This is a genomic window from Atlantibacter hermannii (genome assembly GCF_009907385.1).
Lineage (GTDB): Bacteria > Pseudomonadota > Gammaproteobacteria > Enterobacterales > Enterobacteriaceae > Atlantibacter > Atlantibacter hermannii_A.
The window spans coordinates 41,750-57,086 of record NZ_JAAATR010000105.1 but is presented as its reverse complement, the minus strand read 5'-3'; the positions used below and the strand labels follow the sequence as shown (position 1 = coordinate 57,086).

Genomic DNA, 15,337 nt, shown 5'->3' with positions numbered 1-15,337 from the left:
CTTTGCAGGCGTCAGTGTTTGTGGAACGGAATAATGAACTTATTAAAATCGCTGGCTGCGGTCAGCTCGATGACCATGTTTTCCCGCGTGCTGGGTTTTGCGCGCGACGCCATTGTGGCACGGGTGTTTGGCGCAGGGATGGCGACCGACGCCTTTTTTGTGGCGTTCAAACTCCCCAATCTGCTGCGCCGTATTTTCGCAGAAGGGGCGTTTTCCCAGGCGTTTGTGCCGATCCTGGCGGAATATAAAAGCAAGCAGGGAGAAGAGGCCACGCGGCTGTTTATCTCCTATGTCTCGGGCCTGTTGACCCTGGCGCTGGCGATTGTCACGGTGCTGGGGATTATTGGTGCCCACTGGGTGATCCTGGTTACCGCGCCGGGCTTTGTGGACACCGCCGATAAGTTCGCGCTGACCGAACAGCTGCTGCGCATCACTTTCCCGTACATCCTGCTGATATCGCTGGCTTCGCTGGCCGGGGCGATCCTCAATACCTGGAACCGCTTCTCGGTCCCGGCGTTCGCGCCGACGCTGCTCAATATCAGCATGATTGGTTTTGCGCTGTTTGCCGCGCCGTATTTCCATCCGCCGGTGCTGGCGCTGGCCTGGGCGGTGACGGTTGGCGGCGTGCTGCAACTGCTGTATCAACTGCCGCACCTGAAGAAAATCGGCATGCTGGTGCTGCCGCGCATTAATCTGCGCGATGCTGGCGCGATGCGGGTGGTGAAGCAAATGGGCCCGGCGATCCTCGGCGTGTCGGTGAGCCAGATTTCCCTGATTATCAACACCATTTTCGCCTCCTTTCTGGTATCCGGTTCAGTGTCCTGGATGTACTACGCGGACCGCCTGATGGAATTCCCGTCCGGCGTGCTGGGCGTGGCGCTGGGCACCATCCTGCTGCCGTCGCTGTCGCGCAGCTTCGCCAGCGGCAACCATGATGAATACAACCGTCTGATGGACTGGGGGCTGCGGCTGTGCTTTTTACTGGCGCTGCCGAGCGCCGTGGCGCTGGGCATTCTGGCCGAACCGCTGATCGCCGCGCTGTTCCAGTACGGTAAATTTACCGCTTTCGATGCTGATATGACCCAGCGCGCGCTGATTGCCTATTCGGTGGGGCTGATGGGGCTTATCGTGGTGAAGGTGCTGGCGCCGGGGTTCTACTCCCGTCAGGACATCAAAACCCCGGTAAAGATCGCCATCGTGACGTTGATTATGACCCAGGTAATGAACCTGGCGTTTATCGGTCCGCTGAAGCACGCCGGGCTGTCGCTGTCTATCGGTCTTGCCGCCTGCTTAAACGCCAGCCTGCTTTACTGGCAGCTGCGTAAACAGAAAATCTTCCAGCCAGAGCCGGGCTGGGCGCGCTTTTTAATCCGGCTGATTATTGCGGTGCTGGTTATGGCGGGCGCGCTGATCGGCATGATGATGATAATGCCCGCATGGGACGTCGGCACCATGCCGTACCGTATTCTGCGTCTGCTGGCAGTGGTGATCGTTGGGGTAGTGGCCTATTTCGCGACCCTGGCGGCGCTGGGGTTCAAAATGCGGGATTTCGCGCGGCGAACGGTGTGAGTTGATTTAAAAACGGGCCCGACAGGGAGTCTGGCCCGGAAAACGGATTAAATAGAAATCTTCTTCCCGCCGCGCACGGAGTTCGCCGTCTGGCCATCCGCGCCGTACAGGGTGGGTTCCTGGTGCGGTTTCAGCACCTCCAGCGCCTGCTGATTACGGGCGATTTGCCCCTCCAGCAGCCAGCCGTTGTGCTGGTTCTGCGTGCGCAGCTGTTGCGTCGTCTCGGTTATCGCCTGCCAGCGTCCCGGCGCATCGTCATTGGCGCTGCGTCCGGCGTTCTGCTCCGCGCGGCGCTGTTGCTCCAGGTAATCCAGCGTGGCCAGCAGCGAGCTTTTTTGCTCGGTAATACGTTGCAACGCGCTGCCATTCACGTGGCCTGCTGATAATTGAAGTTGCTCGGCGTCCATCACCTCTTTCAGCGAGTTGAGGACAGCCGTCATTTGATCCAGCACTTCTGACAGACGACTCATACCATTATTTACTCTGCAGGAAACTCTGAGCTTCGTTAATTAGCGCATCGGCAATTTTGCCTGTGTCCATTTTGAGCTCGCCGTTTCGAATAGCGGTTTTGAGCGCTTCGACACGCTCCATATTGATATCACTGCTTCCAGCCTGCATCAGACGCGCCTGCGCGCCGCTGAAGGTCACGCTGGTGCTGGTGGCGGACGCGGTTTTATCCAGGCGATTAACGGGAACTTGTGCAGGCTCGGCCGCCTCGCGCGGTTGGACAGTGCCGATTGGTTTTAATGGCGATGTGCGTTCTATGCTCATGTTCAATCCTCATCGAGGGGGCTCGTGGCTGTGAGCCTGTCTTATCATTTGTTGATATTCTATCGGCAGCCGCAGCAAAATCTTTACACCCATCATTACGCTTACCCGCGAATAAATGACCAGAAAGAATGCTTTACTCTACGGTCCCGGCTACCGGCGCCAGCGATTACCCGCGCCTGGATGAGTGTAGAGGCAAGAGATTATAGCGTTATCAGAATATTCCCATCATTATCTACCGTTCCGCTGACCACCTGGCCGTTGGCCATGCGCACCCGGGCATTTTGCGTCACGGCGGCGTTATTTAACGCCTGGCCTTCACTGTTGACGCTGAACCCCTGGCCGTTGGCAATCACCATGACGCGCTGACCGGCTTTCACCCGCCAGGGCTGGCGCACCATTGACATCGTCAGGGTTTGCCCCGGCGCTAAATCGCGCAGCGTCTGGGACTGACGCGCCTGATCGAGCGACAGCATCGCCCGCGGCGGCAGTTGGTCCAGCCGACCGCGTTGCAGGCGCAGATTCCCGTCATTCAGCTCGCTGCCGCGAGCAACCGGCGCGCTCGCCACCACGTACTCGCCGTAAGCCTGAACCGTCACCTGTAAATAACGCTTATCGTTTCCGCAGCGCGCCAGCACGCTCAGGTTGCCCCACAGCCTGGCGTTGCCGGGCAGGCTGTAAGCCGGATTGTCACAGGCGGGCCAGTTGCTTTGCGGCGACTTGACCGTGACCTGAACCTCGTCGCTGATACCCGCCAGTCGTTGGGCGAAAAAATCCGTCAATCCTGCCGTCACATCGGCGTGAACCGATGCGCTAAGCAGCATCAAAGCGGTAGCAAGCGTGGCGGGTAAACGTTTCATCCGAGACTCCGGTAGCGCGATGGTGAAGATTTTACCGCGACTCGTGATGACTCAAGGCAACAAATAGCGACGCATTTTGCGCTTATTCCAACGATAAGGCGAGGTGGTCGCGCATTAAGCTGTCGCCATCACCATGCTATTCGCGGAGGAACCATGCTCGACAAACTCGATGCCGCGTTGCGTTTTCAGCAGGAAGCGCTCAATTTGCGCGCGCAGCGTCAGGAGATCCTGGCGGCGAACATTGCCAATGCCGATACCCCAGGCTATCAGGCCCGGGACATCGATTTCGCCAGCCAACTCAAACAGGTAATGGAGCGCGGACGGGCTCAAGGCAACACGGTTGCATTGACCATGACCTCCGCTCACCACATTCCCGCCCAGGCTTCCACGGCCCCATCCATGAACTTGCTGTACCGCATTCCCGATCAACCGTCAATGGACGGCAACACCGTGGATATGGACCGCGAACGCACCCAGTTTGCAGATAACGCGCTGAAATACCAGACGGATCTGACGCTGATGAGCGGGCAAATCAAAGGCATGATGAACGTGCTGCAACAAGGAAACTAATCATGGCGCTGCTCAATATTTTTGATATCGCCGGTTCAGCCATGACCGCGCAATCGAAACGCCTCAACGTGGCGGCAAGCAACCTCGCTAACGCCGACAGCGTGACCGGGCCGGACGGCCAGCCCTATCGCGCTAAACAGGTGGTATTCCAGGTGGACGCCCAGCCCGGCGCGGCGACCGGCGGCGTGAAGGTCAGCCAGGTGGTAGAAAGCCAGGCCCCGGACAAGCTGGTTTACGAGCCAGGCAATCCGCTGGCGGACGCCAACGGCTACGTCAAAATGCCAAACGTCGATGTGGTCGGCGAAATGGTCAACACCATGTCGGCGTCGCGCAGCTATCAGGCCAACGTCGAAGTGCTGAACACCGTGAAAAGCATGATGCTGAAAACGCTGACCATCGGACAATAAGGAGAAAACCATGTCCATTGCCGTTAACGTTAACGACCCAACGAATACTGGCGTCAGCGGAACCAGCTACTCCACCGGTTCCAACAGTCTGACCGGCAGCAGCGCGTCCGATCTCCAGAGCAGCTTCCTGACGCTACTGGTGGCGCAACTGAAAAACCAGGACCCCACCAACCCGCTGCAAAACAACGAACTGACCACCCAGCTGGCGCAAATCAGCACCGTGAGCGGGATCGAAAAACTCAACACCACGTTGGGCGCGGTCTCCGGCCAGCTTGATAACAACCAGTCGTTGCAGGCCAGCGCGCTGATTGACCGTGGCGTGATGATCCCGGGCAGCACGATCCTCGCCGGGAAAGAAACCACCACTCCGTTCGGCGTTGAGCTACAGCAGGCGGCGGATAAAGTCACCGCCACCATCACCAATAAAGAGGGTGTGGTGATGCAAACCCTGGACATCGGCAAGCTGAGCGCGGGCGTTCATACCTTTAGCTGGGATGGAAAAATGACCGACGGCACCGCCGTGCCGGACGGCGCGTACAACGTGACGATTTCGGCAAGCTCTGCCGGTACGCAGCTGGTGGCGCAGCCGCTTAATTTCGCTTTAGTCAACGGCGTGACGCGCAGTAACGGCAGCACGCTCCTGGACCTGGGCACCTACGGCACTCTCGCAATCAGCGAAGTGCGACAAATTATCTAACGCTTGCACTTACAGGAGTAAGACATGGGCTTTTCTCAAGCGGTCAGCGGCCTGAATGCTGCGGCCTCCAACCTGGACGTGATTGGTAACAACATCGCCAACTCCGCCACTTACGGTTTTAAATCCGCTTCCGTTTCTTTTGCGGATATGTTCGCCGGCTCTAAAGTGGGCCTCGGCGTTAAAGTCGCGGCGGTGACCCAGGACTTTAGCGACGGCATCACCACCAATACCGGTCGTGGCCTCGACGTCGCCATCAGCCAGAACGGGTTTTTCCGTCTGGTGGACAGCAACGGTTCGGTATTTTACAGCCGTAACGGCCAGTTCAAACTGGATGAAAGCCGCAACCTGACCAATATGCAGGGCATGCAGGTAACCGGCTATCCGGCAACCGGCACGCCGCCGACCATTCAGCAGGGGGCCAACCCGGTTGGCCTGACCATCCCTAATACCCTGATGCCGGCTAAAGTGACCACCACCGCGTCAATGGTGGTCAACCTGAACTCCTCGGATAAAACCATTGCCGCGGACGTGGCGTTTAACCCGGCCAATGCCGATAGCTACAACAAAAAAGGCAGTGTCACGGTATTCGATACCCAGGGTAACGCCCATGACATGAACGTCTATTTCCGGAAGAACGCCGACAGCAGTTGGGCGGTGTACTACCAGGACAGCAGCGTGGCGGGCAGCCCGGTGTCTGCGCCGACCACCATGAGCTTCGACGGTAACGGTAATCTGACGGCACCGGCCAACCCGGCGACGATTGCGATGACGCCTGGCTCGCTGAACGGAGTCGCGCCAACGCCGTTTACCCTGGATTTCACCGGTTCAATGCAGCAGAACACCGGCTCCAACAACATCGTATCCACCGAGCAGAACGGCTATAAGCCGGGCGACCTGGTGAGCTACCAGATCAACGATGACGGCACCGTGGTCGGCAACTACTCCAACGAGAAGCAGCAGCTGCTGGGCCAGATCGTGCTGGCAAACTTCGCGAACCCGGAAGGGCTCTCATCCCAGGGCGATAACCTGTGGGAAGCGAGCAACGCCTCCGGCGTGGCCCTGCTGGGCACCGCAGGCAGCGGCAACTTCGGCCAGTTGACCAACGGCGCGCTGGAAGCCTCTAACGTCGATCTGAGTAAGGAGCTGGTCAACATGATCGTGGCCCAGCGTAATTACCAGTCCAACGCCCAGACCATCAAGACTCAGGACCAGATCCTGAACACGCTGGTTAACCTGCGTTAATGCCTGACGGGACGGCCTAATGGATCACGCAATTTATACCGCTATGGGGGCTGCCAGCCAGACCCTGAACCAACAGGCGGTCAATGCCAGCAACCTGGCGAATGCCTCCACGCCGGGTTTCCGCGCCCAGCTTACCGCGCTGCGTGCGGTGCCGGTGGAAGGCTTATCGCTGCCGACCCGCACCCTGGTGGCGGCCTCCACGCCTGGGGCCAATTTGTCCCAGGGCGCGCTGGATTACACCTCGCGTCCGCTGGACGTAGCGCTGCAGCAGGATGGCTGGATTGCCGTACAGAGCGCGGCGGGCACTGAAGCCTATACCCGTAACGGGAATATCCAGGTCACTGCCGGGGGGCAGTTGACCATTCAGGGTAATCCGGTGATGGGCGACGGCGGCCCGATTGTGGTGCCGGAAGGGGCGGAAATCACCATCGCGGCGGACGGCACCATTTCGGCGCTTAATCCCGGCGACCCGCCAAACACCGTCGCGCCGGTCGGCCGGCTGAAGCTGGTGAAGGCCGATGGGAATGAGATTGTGCGCGGCGATGACGGATTATTCCGCTTAAGCGCCGCCGCACAGGCGCAGCGCGGCCCGATGTTGCAGGCCGACCCGAGCATCCGCGTGATGTCCGGCGTGCTGGAAGGCAGTAACGTCAAACCCGTCGAAGCGATGACCGATATGATCGCCAACGCCCGACGCTTCGAGATGCAGATGAAAATCATCTCCAGCGTCGATGAAAATTCTCAGCGGGCTAACCAGCTGCTGTCGATGACTTAATAAGGGCACTTTATGATTAGCTCATTATGGATTGCGAAAACCGGCCTTGACGCCCAGCAAACCAATATGGACGTGATCGCCAACAACCTGGCGAACGTCAGCACCAACGGCTTTAAGCGCCAGCGCGCGGTTTTTGAAGATCTGCTGTATCAAACCATCCGTCAGCCGGGGGCGCAGTCATCCGAACAGACCACGCTGCCGTCCGGCCTGCAGATCGGTACCGGCGTCCGTCCGGTCGCCACCGAGCGCCTGCACAGCCAGGGCAACCTGTCGCAAACCAGCAACAGCAAAGACGTGGCGATCAAAGGCCAGGGCTTTTTCCAGGTGATGTTGCCGGACGGCACCTCTGCCTATACCCGCGACGGTTCGTTCCAGGTGGATCAGAACGGCCAGCTGGTGACGGCGGGCGGTTTCCAGGTTCAGCCGGCAATCACGGTTCCGGCGAACGCGCTCAGCATCACCATCGGGCGTGATGGCCTGGTGAGCGTGACCCAGCAGGGTCAGGCCGCGCCGGTTCAGGTCGGGCAGTTAAACCTGACCACCTTTATGAACGACACCGGTCTGGAAAGCATCGGTGAAAACCTGTACATCGAAACCCAGTCTTCCGGCGCGCCAAACGAAAGCACGCCGGGGCTGAACGGTGCCGGACTGCTGTATCAGGGCTATGTGGAAACCTCGAACGTTAACGTGGCGGAAGAACTGGTGAATATGATCCAGGTACAACGCGCTTACGAAATTAACAGTAAAGCGGTCTCCACTACCGACCAGATGCTGCAAAAACTGACGCAACTCTAACGTGCTCCCGGCGCGGTTCACGCCGCGCCGGGCACGAATACTGAAGATGAAAGCAATGCAAAATACCGGTGCGCAATATCGCCCTCTTTTCATCGCCCTGATGGTGACGTTATCCGGGTGTGCCTGGGTCCCCTCGAAGCCGCTGGTGCAGGGCGCGACAACCGCGCAGCCCGCGCCAGGCGCCGCGCCGGTGGTCAATGGTTCTATTTTCCAGTCCGCCCAGCCGATTAACTACGGCTACCAGCCGCTGTTCGAAGACCGCCGCCCGCGCAATATCGGCGATACCCTGACGATTGTTTTGCAGGAAAACGTCAGCGCCAGCAAGAGTTCCTCGGCCAACGCCAGCCGCGACGGCAAAACCAACTTCGGCTTTGACGCCGTGCCGCGTTATCTGCAGGGGTTATTCGGCAACGACCGCGCCACCGTGGACGCTTCCGGCGGCAACAGCTTTAACGGCAAAGGCGGCGCTAACGCCAGCAACACCTTCAGCGGCACGCTCACCGTGACCGTCGACCAGGTGCTGGCGAACGGCAACCTGCACGTGGTGGGCGAAAAACAGATCGCCATTAACCAGGGCACAGAATTCATTCGTTTCTCCGGTGTCGTGAACCCACGCACCATCAGCGGCAGCAACACCGTTCCGTCCACCAACGTGGCGGACGCGCGTATCGAATATGTCGGCAACGGCTATATCAACGAAGCGCAGAACATGGGCTGGCTGCAGCGTTTCTTCCTTAACTTATCGCCGATGTAAGCGAGGTGACTATGTTGAAATCACTCCTCACAATCGGGTTGCTGCTGGTGGCGTCTTTCGCCCAGGCCGACCGTATTCGTGACCTCACAAGCGTACAGGGCGTACGGGAAAACTCCTTGATTGGCTACGGCCTGGTCGTCGGCCTGGACGGAACGGGCGACCAGACCACCCAGACGCCGTTTACCACCCAGAGCCTGAATAACATGCTCTCCCAGTTAGGCATTACCGTGCCGCCGGGCACCAACATGCAGCTGAAAAACGTCGCTGCGGTGATGGTGACCGCGTCGTTCCCGGCCTTTGCCCGCCAGGGGCAGACCATCGACGTGGTGGTGTCCTCAATGGGTAACGCCAAAAGCCTGCGCGGCGGTACGTTGTTAATGACCCCGCTAAAAGGCGTGGACAACCAGGTTTACGCGCTGGCGCAGGGGAACATTCTGGTCGGCGGCGCAGGCGCGTCGGCGGGCGGCAGCAGCGTGCAGGTTAACCAGCTGAACGGCGGCCGCATCACCAACGGCGCGGTGGTGGAGCGTGAGTTGCCCAGCCAGTTCGGCAGCAGCAACACGCTGAATCTGCAGCTAAATCAGGAAGATTTCACCCTGGCGCAGCAAATCACCGACACCATTAACCGTGCGCGCGGCTACGGCAGCGCCACGGCGCTGGACTCCCGCACCATCCAGGTGCGCGTGCCGACTGGCGGCAGTTCCCAGGTGCGTTTCCTGGCGGATATCCAGAACCTGGAAGTCAGGGTCGCGCCGCAGGACGCCCGGGTGATCATCAACTCGCGCACCGGCTCGGTGGTGATGAACCGGGAAGTGACGCTGGACAGCTGCGCGGTGGCGCAGGGCAACCTGTCGGTGACCGTAAACCGCCAGCTTGACGTCAGCCAGCCGGATACGCCGTTCGGCGGCGGCCAGACGGTGGTGACGCCGAACACCCAGATCGACATGCGCCAGAGCGGCGGTTCGCTGCAAAGCGTACAGTCCAGCGCCAGCCTGAACAGCGTAGTGCGGGCGCTTAACGCGCTGGGCGCGACGCCGATGGATTTGATGTCGATTCTGCAATCGATGCAAACAGCGGGCTGCCTGCGCGCCAAACTGGAAATCATCTAAGGCGTTATTATGCTGAACGACACCAAACTGCTTTCCAGCGCCGCGTGGGACGCGAACGCGCTGAACGATCTGAAAGCCAAAGCGGGGCAGGACCCGAAAGCGAACGTTAAAGCGGTGGCCCAGCAGGTGGAAGGCATGTTTGTCCAGATGATGCTGAAAAGCATGCGTGAGGCGCTGCCGAAAGACGGTCTGTTCAGCAGCGATCAGACGCGGCTTTACACCAGCATGTATGACCAGCAAATCGCCCAGCATTTGTCTGGCGGCAAAGGGCTGGGCCTGGCGGACGCGATGGTCAAACAGATGACCAGCGAATCTCAGGAGCCCGCCGGGACGCCGGACCAGGTGCCGCTGAAGTTCGATCTGGAAACCATTAACCGCTACCAGACCCAAACCCTGGCGCAGACCGTGCGCCAGGCGGTGCCGCGCGCGCCGTCTCAGGAAGCACCGCTCAGCGGCGACAGTAAAGACTTCCTGGCGGCGCTGTCGTTGCCCGCCAAACTGGCCAGCGAGCAGAGCGGCGTGCCGCATCACCTGATTCTGGCCCAGGCGGCGCTGGAATCCGGCTGGGGACAACGGCAGATTTTAAAAGCCAACGGCGAGCCGAGCTTCAACCTGTTCGGCATTAAAGCCAGCCCTGGCTGGAAAGGCGAGGTAGCGGAAATCACTACCACCGAATATGAAAACGGCGAAGCCAAAAAAGTGAAGGCTAAATTCCGCGCCTACGGCTCTTATCTGGAAGCGCTGTCGGATTACGTCAGTTTGCTGACCCGCAATCCGCGCTATGCCGCCGTGACCAGCGCGGCGACGGCGGAGCAGGGCGCGACGGCCCTGCAGAACGCCGGTTACGCCACCGATCCTCACTACGCCCGCAAGCTGACAACCATGATTGGCCAGCTGAAAGCGATGAGCGAAAAAGTGTCCAAAGCCTATAGCAACGATATTTCGACTTTGTTTTGAAAATGCCTCAAGTCCGGGAGCGCGCTGCCGATAACGGTATGCAGGAACCGAGTCTGAACGTTCATAAGGAACCTCCATGTCCAGTAGCTTAATTAACAGCGCAATGAGCGGCCTTTCCGCGGCTCAGGCGGCACTGAATACTGTCAGTAACAACATCAACAATTACAATGTTGCGGGCTATACCCGTCAGACGACGGTGCTTTCTCAGGCCAACAGTACGCTGGGTGCCGGTGGATGGGTGGGCAATGGCGTTAACGTCACCGGTGTACACCGTGAATATGACGCGTTTATTTCCAATCAGTTACGCGCCGCGCAGAACCAGAGCAGCGGCCTGACGACCCGCTATGAGCAGATGTCAAAAATCGACAATATGCTCTCCAGCAGCACCAACACGCTGTCGTCCACCATGCAGGATTTCTTTAAAACCATGCAGACGCTGGTGAGCAACGCGGAAGATCCGGCGTCACGCCAGGCGTTGTTAGGCAAGGCGGAAGGGCTGGTTAACCAGTTCCGCGTCACCGACCAGTATCTGCGCGATCAAAATAAAGAAGTGAATGGCTCGATTAGCACCAGCGTCAGCCAGATCAACACCTACGCGAAGCAGATCGCCAACCTGAATGACCAGATTTCGCGCCTGACCGGCGTGGGCGCCGGGGCTTCGCCGAACGATCTGCTGGATCAGCGCGACCAACTGGTAAGCGAACTGAACAAAATCGTCGGCGTGGAAGTCACGGTTCAGGACGGCGGCACCTACAACGTCACCGTGGGCAACGGCTACACCCTGGTGCAGGGCAGCACCGCGAACCAGCTGGCGGCGGTGGCCTCAAGCGCCGATCCGTCGCGCACCACGGTGGCGTTTGTCGATAAGACCGCGGGCAACGTGGAAATCCCGGAAAAGTTACTCGGCACCGGCAGCCTCGGCGGCCTGATGACGTTCCGTGCCCAGGATCTGGACCAGACGCGTAATTCTCTGAACCAGATGGCGCTGGCGTTCGCCGGTGCCTTCAATACCCAGCATAAAGCGGGTGTGGATGCCAATAATGAAGGCGGCACCGATTTCTTTAGCTTCGGCAAGCCTGAAGCGCTGAGCAATGCGAAAAACAGTAAACCGGGCGCCACCTTTGAGGTGAGCTTCGCGAACACCTCTGAAGTGCAGGCGTCGGATTATAAGGTTACCCGCGTCGGCGGCGAATGGCAGGTGACGCGTTTGTCTGACAATGCCAGTGTGAAGCTGACCGACAACGGCGACTCCATTGAATTCGACGGGCTGAAAATCGATATTACCGGTACGGCGGCAAACAATGACTCGTTTATGGTGAAACCGGTCACCAACGCCATTATCAACATGGAAGTAAAAATCAAAGACGAGTCGCAGATTGCGATGGCGAGCGCCAAAGACAGCGGCGAAAGCGACAACACCAACGGCCAGAAACTGCTCGACTTGCAGAACACGAAAATGGTCGGCGGCAATAAAACCTTTAACGACGCCTACGCCAGCCTGGTGAGTGACGTCGGCAACAAGACCAGTACGCTCAAAGTCACCAGCACCACCCAGAACAACGTGGTGGTGCAGTTGACCAACCAGCAGCAGTCCATCTCCGGGGTCAACCTCGACGAAGAGTACGGCAATCTGCAACGTTTCCAGCAATATTACCTGGCGAATGCCCAGGTGCTTCAGACGGCATCCACGCTGTTTGATGCGCTGCTGTCCATCCGCTAACGGGAGAATTGATCGATGCGTATCAGTACTCAAATGATGTACCAGCAGAATATGCGCGGCATTACCAACGCGCAGACCGAATGGCTGGGTTACGGGGAGCAAATGTCCACCGGCAAACGGGTGAACAAAGCGTCGGACGATCCGATTGCCGCCGCGCAGGCGGTCGTGCTGTCCCAGGCGCAGGCCGAAAACAGCCAGTACACTCAGGCGCGTTCGTTCGCCACCCAGAAAGTCTCGCTGGAAACCAGCGTGCTGACCCAGGTGACCACCGCGATCCAGACCGCGCAGGAAAAAATCGTCCAGGCAGGCAACGGCACGCTGAGCGATGACGACCGCGCGTCGCTGGCTACCGATTTGCAGGGGATCCGCGATCAACTGCTGAATCTGGCGAACAGCACCGACGGCAACGGTCGCTTCATTTTTGCCGGTTACAAAACCGATGCCGCCCCGTTTCAGGGCGAAGCGGGCAATATCGAATACAAGGGCGGTGCCGAGCAGATCACCCAGAAGGTGGATTCGGCGCGTACCATGGTGATCGGCCATACCGGTGATTCGGTGTTTATGAACGTCACCAGCAATGCGGTGCCGGAGCCGGAAGGCAGCACGCAGGAGAAGAGCCTGTTTAACATGCTCGACACCGCTATCGCGGCGCTGAAAACCCCGAAAGCGGGAGCCACGGAAGAGGAACAGGCTGCTCTGGATGCGGCAGTAGATAAAACCAACCGCGGTCTGAAGAACTCGCTCAATAACGTGTTAACCGTGCAGGCCGAGCTGGGTACACAACTGGCCGAGCTGAGCAGCCTGGATACCCTGGGCAGCGATCGCGCGCTGGGCCAAACGCAGCAGATGAGTAACCTGATTGATGCGGACTGGAACTCAGTGATTTCATCCTATGTGATGCAGCAAGCCGCGCTTCAGGCCTCTTATAAAACCTTTACCGATATGCAGGGCATGTCGCTGTTCCAGTTGAACCGCTAAGGCGAAAGATTTGAGCATATTTTGAAACTGGATATGCTTTCTGCCCGCTTCCGCACCCCGGAGCGGGCTTTTTTTTATCTCCCCGCGACCGCTAGTCCACCGTCCAGGCTTCTGAGTATTTACGGCTGGCGAACATCTCTTTCAGGCCTGCGGTTTGTTTCAGACGCAGCACTTCATCGGGCTCCATCCCCAGCTCACGGGCGATGCGACCGTCGTCCCACCCATAATGAGACAACTCCATCACCAGCGCTGACATGGCGGGCACCTGATGTTTACCTCTGGCGCGGTTATGACGCACGGTAGAGGCCATGTTGTCTCCACGGCTGGCCTGTTCCGCCTTCAACAGTACGACCGGTACATAGCCGCGAAGCCGGGACGATAACGTACGATCTTTTATTCCCGCCCGGAACCGGTGGGCGCCATCCACCAGATTTAACGCGTCTTCGGCGCCAGGGGTTGCCACAACCGGCTGAGTGTATCCATCCTGAATTAAAGAATGCACCAGCAGCTTGCGTTCAGTCGCCGCCATAACGTTCGGGTTATAGTTGTTTTCGTTAAGCCGGGTGGTTTTGATCCATAGTACGCAGTCCACAGGCTCTTGCTGAAAAGGACTCACGGCATGCAGCGCTTTCTTTATCGTGTTTAACGCATCAATGCGTTTGACCTCGGGTTGGCGCTGTAACCACTCTGTCAGAGGGGATAACAGCGCTGCCAGGGTCTCATTCATATCACTTGCCATAATTTACGTTTCTCCTGAACACGTTTTTTCCAACGCTCATAATGGTGCGTACGGGTCGGGCTGAATGAGAGCGACCGGCACCAGTAATCGTTGCGTAAAAGCGTCCTGCAAATACGTCGCCAGGACGGAATATCTCTGCTGCCGGTGTCTTTATCCTGAAAATCAGGTATGTCCTGGGGATACTCGCGTTGTCGATACCACTGGAGATAGACGGCAATCTTATTGCGATAATGTTCTGCGGTTGACGACGGCATGCTGTCGAGCAAAAACAGCGCGTAGGCTTTCCAGGTCATCTTGTCCGGTTTTGTCAGTTGCCCCTGACCATAAAATCCGTTGCGTTCGGCGGCATACAGCTCGCCAGTATGCGCGCCGCTGACCCGCTGGCAGACGCGATCCCATAAATGGGGTTCCAGCACATGATACAGCCACAGCCCGGCACGTTGTTCAGGCCCAAAAGGCTCACAGATCCGCATATAGCGCGGCTTAACCCCCGCCTGAAACATTAGCTGGTAAAGCGGATTACACTGGGCATCGCTGCGGGCGAACCAGGACCAGATGTCTGCTGTTTTCCAGTCATACAGCGGAGCGACGGTACAGGCGCCAGAAAGCATACTCGCCGTTGTCCAGGGTTTATCGGGGCTGTAACGCGCTTTGCGACGGTCGCAAATGCTCTGAAAGCGCAGCAGTGATTCATCGGCGCGCATGCCGGTAAGAATGGCGGTGGGGGTGACCGGCGTTCGCCTGGCGAGCCAGTCGTTAAAAGAGGGCACAAAATCTTCAAACGTCATGCCGGCGGTGTAAAACGCGAAGTACTGCGGATCGACGATGGCCTCAGCCGGTGGCTGGCGTACCCATTCAACGCCGGGCTCCCAGGCCGTCCATTCCGGCTGGCACGCGGAAGTACCGTTCACGGTGGTCAAGGGTAAAGCCACCCAGTAAAACGCGTCGGTGCAATCCTGATAGAGCGCTTTCATCGTCGTGACGTGATTGATGGTGTATTCAAACTGCACTTCCCAGTCGATAAACAGAACGCTGAATGTTCTGCCGCGTCGTCGGGCTTCCTTCGCGGTTAAGTGGAAAAGCAGCGTGGAGTCTTTACCGCCGGAAAAGGAAACGCAAACGCGAGAAAAGGAATCGAACACCCAGGATATCCGCTCTGTTGTGGCTTCATAGACATTCATATTGAGCGGTATTTTACGTTCCGATGCGCCAGCAGGCTGGTAGCTCATAACAAATCCTTTTTTGGTTTCATAATGAGGGCATCATTTGCGCCTCAAAAACACGCGATAACATCGCGTGGATTATTACGGGTTCTTATTATTAATAAATGGCTGCTCAAAACAGACTCGACGAGCAAAATGAATTTTACCGCATAGTGAGCGGCGCGGTGATAAAGA

At 58.3% G+C, this 15,337-nt stretch carries 17 protein-coding genes; 12 read left to right on the top strand and 5 right to left on the bottom strand.

Translation table 11 applies throughout. The features are described from left to right. Positions 1-33: 33 nt before the first annotated feature. The gene (murJ, locus tag GV764_RS19625) at positions 34-1,569 is read left to right on the top strand and encodes a murein biosynthesis integral membrane protein MurJ (RefSeq protein WP_161661566.1); all 1,536 of its coding nucleotides are present in this window, start codon (positions 34-36) and stop codon (positions 1,567-1,569) included. Between the two features lie 47 nt (positions 1,570-1,616). Here murJ and flgN read toward each other — a convergent pair whose 3' ends face one another. The 3 genes from flgN to flgA all read right to left on the bottom strand — a co-directional run bounded on the left by flgN (position 1,617) and on the right by flgA (position 3,197). After that, entirely contained in the window at positions 1,617-2,039 is a 423-nt protein-coding gene (flgN, locus tag GV764_RS19620) for a flagella biosynthesis chaperone FlgN (protein ID WP_161661565.1), read from the bottom strand. Positions 2,040-2,043: 4 nt separating this feature from the next. Next, on the bottom strand, positions 2,044-2,340 hold the full coding sequence (gene flgM / locus GV764_RS19615) for a flagellar biosynthesis anti-sigma factor FlgM (RefSeq protein ID WP_144129210.1): 297 nt from the start codon (positions 2,338-2,340) through the stop codon (positions 2,044-2,046). A gap of 200 nt (positions 2,341-2,540) precedes the next feature. Next, complete coding sequence (flgA, locus tag GV764_RS19610; RefSeq protein ID WP_161661564.1) at positions 2,541-3,197, bottom strand: flagellar basal body P-ring formation chaperone FlgA; 657 nt, start codon at positions 3,195-3,197, stop codon at positions 2,541-2,543. Positions 3,198-3,350: 153 nt separating this feature from the next. Here flgA and flgB point away from each other — a divergent pair, with 153 nt between their 5' ends. The 11 genes from flgB to flgL all read left to right on the top strand — a co-directional run bounded on the left by flgB (position 3,351) and on the right by flgL (position 13,201). Continuing rightward, positions 3,351-3,767 carry a flagellar basal body rod protein FlgB gene (flgB, locus tag GV764_RS19605; RefSeq protein WP_161661563.1) on the top strand — a complete coding sequence of 139 codons (417 nt, stop codon included), beginning with the start codon at positions 3,351-3,353 and terminating at the stop codon, positions 3,765-3,767. Positions 3,768-3,769: 2 nt separating this feature from the next. Then, a complete protein-coding gene (flgC, locus tag GV764_RS19600; RefSeq protein ID WP_125292124.1) occupies positions 3,770-4,174 on the top strand; it encodes a flagellar basal body rod protein FlgC in 405 nt (134 codons plus the stop codon). A 10-nt stretch (positions 4,175-4,184) separates the two neighbouring features. After that, on the top strand, positions 4,185-4,871 hold the full coding sequence (flgD, locus tag GV764_RS19595; RefSeq protein ID WP_161661562.1) for a flagellar hook assembly protein FlgD: 687 nt from the start codon (positions 4,185-4,187) through the stop codon (positions 4,869-4,871). A gap of 24 nt (positions 4,872-4,895) precedes the next feature. Beyond that, positions 4,896-6,113, top strand: coding sequence for a flagellar hook protein FlgE (flgE, locus tag GV764_RS19590; protein WP_161661561.1), 1,218 nt, complete (start codon positions 4,896-4,898; stop codon positions 6,111-6,113). A gap of 19 nt (positions 6,114-6,132) precedes the next feature. Further along, the gene (locus GV764_RS19585; RefSeq protein WP_161661560.1) at positions 6,133-6,888 is read left to right on the top strand and encodes a flagellar basal body rod protein FlgF; all 756 of its coding nucleotides are present in this window, start codon (positions 6,133-6,135) and stop codon (positions 6,886-6,888) included. 12 nt (positions 6,889-6,900) lie between these two features. After that, positions 6,901-7,683 carry a flagellar basal-body rod protein FlgG gene (gene flgG, locus GV764_RS19580; RefSeq protein WP_125292120.1) on the top strand — a complete coding sequence of 261 codons (783 nt, stop codon included), beginning with the start codon at positions 6,901-6,903 and terminating at the stop codon, positions 7,681-7,683. A 55-nt stretch (positions 7,684-7,738) separates the two neighbouring features. Beyond that, positions 7,739-8,437 (top strand): flagellar basal body L-ring protein FlgH, encoded by a 699-nt coding sequence (gene flgH / locus GV764_RS19575; RefSeq protein ID WP_125292496.1) that lies wholly within the window; start codon positions 7,739-7,741, stop codon positions 8,435-8,437. 11 nt (positions 8,438-8,448) lie between these two features. Beyond that, positions 8,449-9,546, top strand: a complete 1,098-nt coding sequence (locus GV764_RS19570) for a flagellar basal body P-ring protein FlgI (protein ID WP_161661559.1) — start codon at positions 8,449-8,451, stop codon at positions 9,544-9,546. Between the two features lie 9 nt (positions 9,547-9,555). After that, positions 9,556-10,503: a flagellar assembly peptidoglycan hydrolase FlgJ gene (gene flgJ, locus GV764_RS19565; RefSeq protein ID WP_161661558.1), complete on the top strand. Its 948-nt coding sequence runs from the start codon at positions 9,556-9,558 to the stop codon at positions 10,501-10,503. Between the two features lie 76 nt (positions 10,504-10,579). Beyond that, positions 10,580-12,223 (top strand): flagellar hook-associated protein FlgK, encoded by a 1,644-nt coding sequence (gene flgK / locus GV764_RS19560; protein WP_161661557.1) that lies wholly within the window; start codon positions 10,580-10,582, stop codon positions 12,221-12,223. Positions 12,224-12,238: 15 nt separating this feature from the next. Next, the gene (gene flgL, locus GV764_RS19555) at positions 12,239-13,201 is read left to right on the top strand and encodes a flagellar hook-associated protein FlgL (RefSeq protein WP_161661556.1); all 963 of its coding nucleotides are present in this window, start codon (positions 12,239-12,241) and stop codon (positions 13,199-13,201) included. Between the two features lie 91 nt (positions 13,202-13,292). Here flgL and GV764_RS19550 read toward each other — a convergent pair whose 3' ends face one another. Further along, positions 13,293-13,940 (bottom strand): ParB N-terminal domain-containing protein, encoded by a 648-nt coding sequence (locus GV764_RS19550; protein ID WP_161661555.1) that lies wholly within the window; start codon positions 13,938-13,940, stop codon positions 13,293-13,295. Beyond that, positions 13,925-15,169 (bottom strand): DUF3440 domain-containing protein, encoded by a 1,245-nt coding sequence (locus GV764_RS19545; protein WP_161661554.1) that lies wholly within the window; start codon positions 15,167-15,169, stop codon positions 13,925-13,927. The genes GV764_RS19550 and GV764_RS19545 overlap by 16 nt, the downstream gene beginning before the upstream one ends. Positions 15,170-15,337 lie beyond the last annotated feature (168 nt).

What these genes read in the sequence shown, in the direction of transcription:
- flgK (WP_161661557.1), top strand. Translation starts at nt 10,580, where the DNA reads ATGTCCAGTAGCTTAATTAACAGCGCAATGAGCGGCCTTTCCGCGGCT.
- GV764_RS19585 (WP_161661560.1), top strand. Translation starts at nt 6,133, where the DNA reads ATGGATCACGCAATTTATACCGCTATGGGGGCTGCCAGCCAGACCCTG.
- flgE (WP_161661561.1), top strand. Translation starts at nt 4,896, where the DNA reads ATGGGCTTTTCTCAAGCGGTCAGCGGCCTGAATGCTGCGGCCTCCAAC.
- GV764_RS19550 (WP_161661555.1), bottom strand. Translation starts at nt 13,940, where the DNA reads ATGGCAAGTGATATGAATGAGACCCTGGCAGCGCTGTTATCCCCTCTG.
- flgL (WP_161661556.1), top strand. Translation starts at nt 12,239, where the DNA reads ATGCGTATCAGTACTCAAATGATGTACCAGCAGAATATGCGCGGCATT.
- GV764_RS19570 (WP_161661559.1), top strand. Translation starts at nt 8,449, where the DNA reads ATGTTGAAATCACTCCTCACAATCGGGTTGCTGCTGGTGGCGTCTTTC.
- flgM (WP_144129210.1), bottom strand. Translation starts at nt 2,340, where the DNA reads ATGAGCATAGAACGCACATCGCCATTAAAACCAATCGGCACTGTCCAA.
- GV764_RS19545 (WP_161661554.1), bottom strand. Translation starts at nt 15,169, where the DNA reads ATGAGCTACCAGCCTGCTGGCGCATCGGAACGTAAAATACCGCTCAAT.
- murJ (WP_161661566.1), top strand. Translation starts at nt 34, where the DNA reads ATGAACTTATTAAAATCGCTGGCTGCGGTCAGCTCGATGACCATGTTT.
- flgH (WP_125292496.1), top strand. Translation starts at nt 7,739, where the DNA reads ATGCAAAATACCGGTGCGCAATATCGCCCTCTTTTCATCGCCCTGATG.
- flgD (WP_161661562.1), top strand. Translation starts at nt 4,185, where the DNA reads ATGTCCATTGCCGTTAACGTTAACGACCCAACGAATACTGGCGTCAGC.
- flgB (WP_161661563.1), top strand. Translation starts at nt 3,351, where the DNA reads ATGCTCGACAAACTCGATGCCGCGTTGCGTTTTCAGCAGGAAGCGCTC.
- flgA (WP_161661564.1), bottom strand. Translation starts at nt 3,197, where the DNA reads ATGAAACGTTTACCCGCCACGCTTGCTACCGCTTTGATGCTGCTTAGC.
- flgN (WP_161661565.1), bottom strand. Translation starts at nt 2,039, where the DNA reads ATGAGTCGTCTGTCAGAAGTGCTGGATCAAATGACGGCTGTCCTCAAC.
- flgG (WP_125292120.1), top strand. Translation starts at nt 6,901, where the DNA reads ATGATTAGCTCATTATGGATTGCGAAAACCGGCCTTGACGCCCAGCAA.
- flgC (WP_125292124.1), top strand. Translation starts at nt 3,770, where the DNA reads ATGGCGCTGCTCAATATTTTTGATATCGCCGGTTCAGCCATGACCGCG.
- flgJ (WP_161661558.1), top strand. Translation starts at nt 9,556, where the DNA reads ATGCTGAACGACACCAAACTGCTTTCCAGCGCCGCGTGGGACGCGAAC.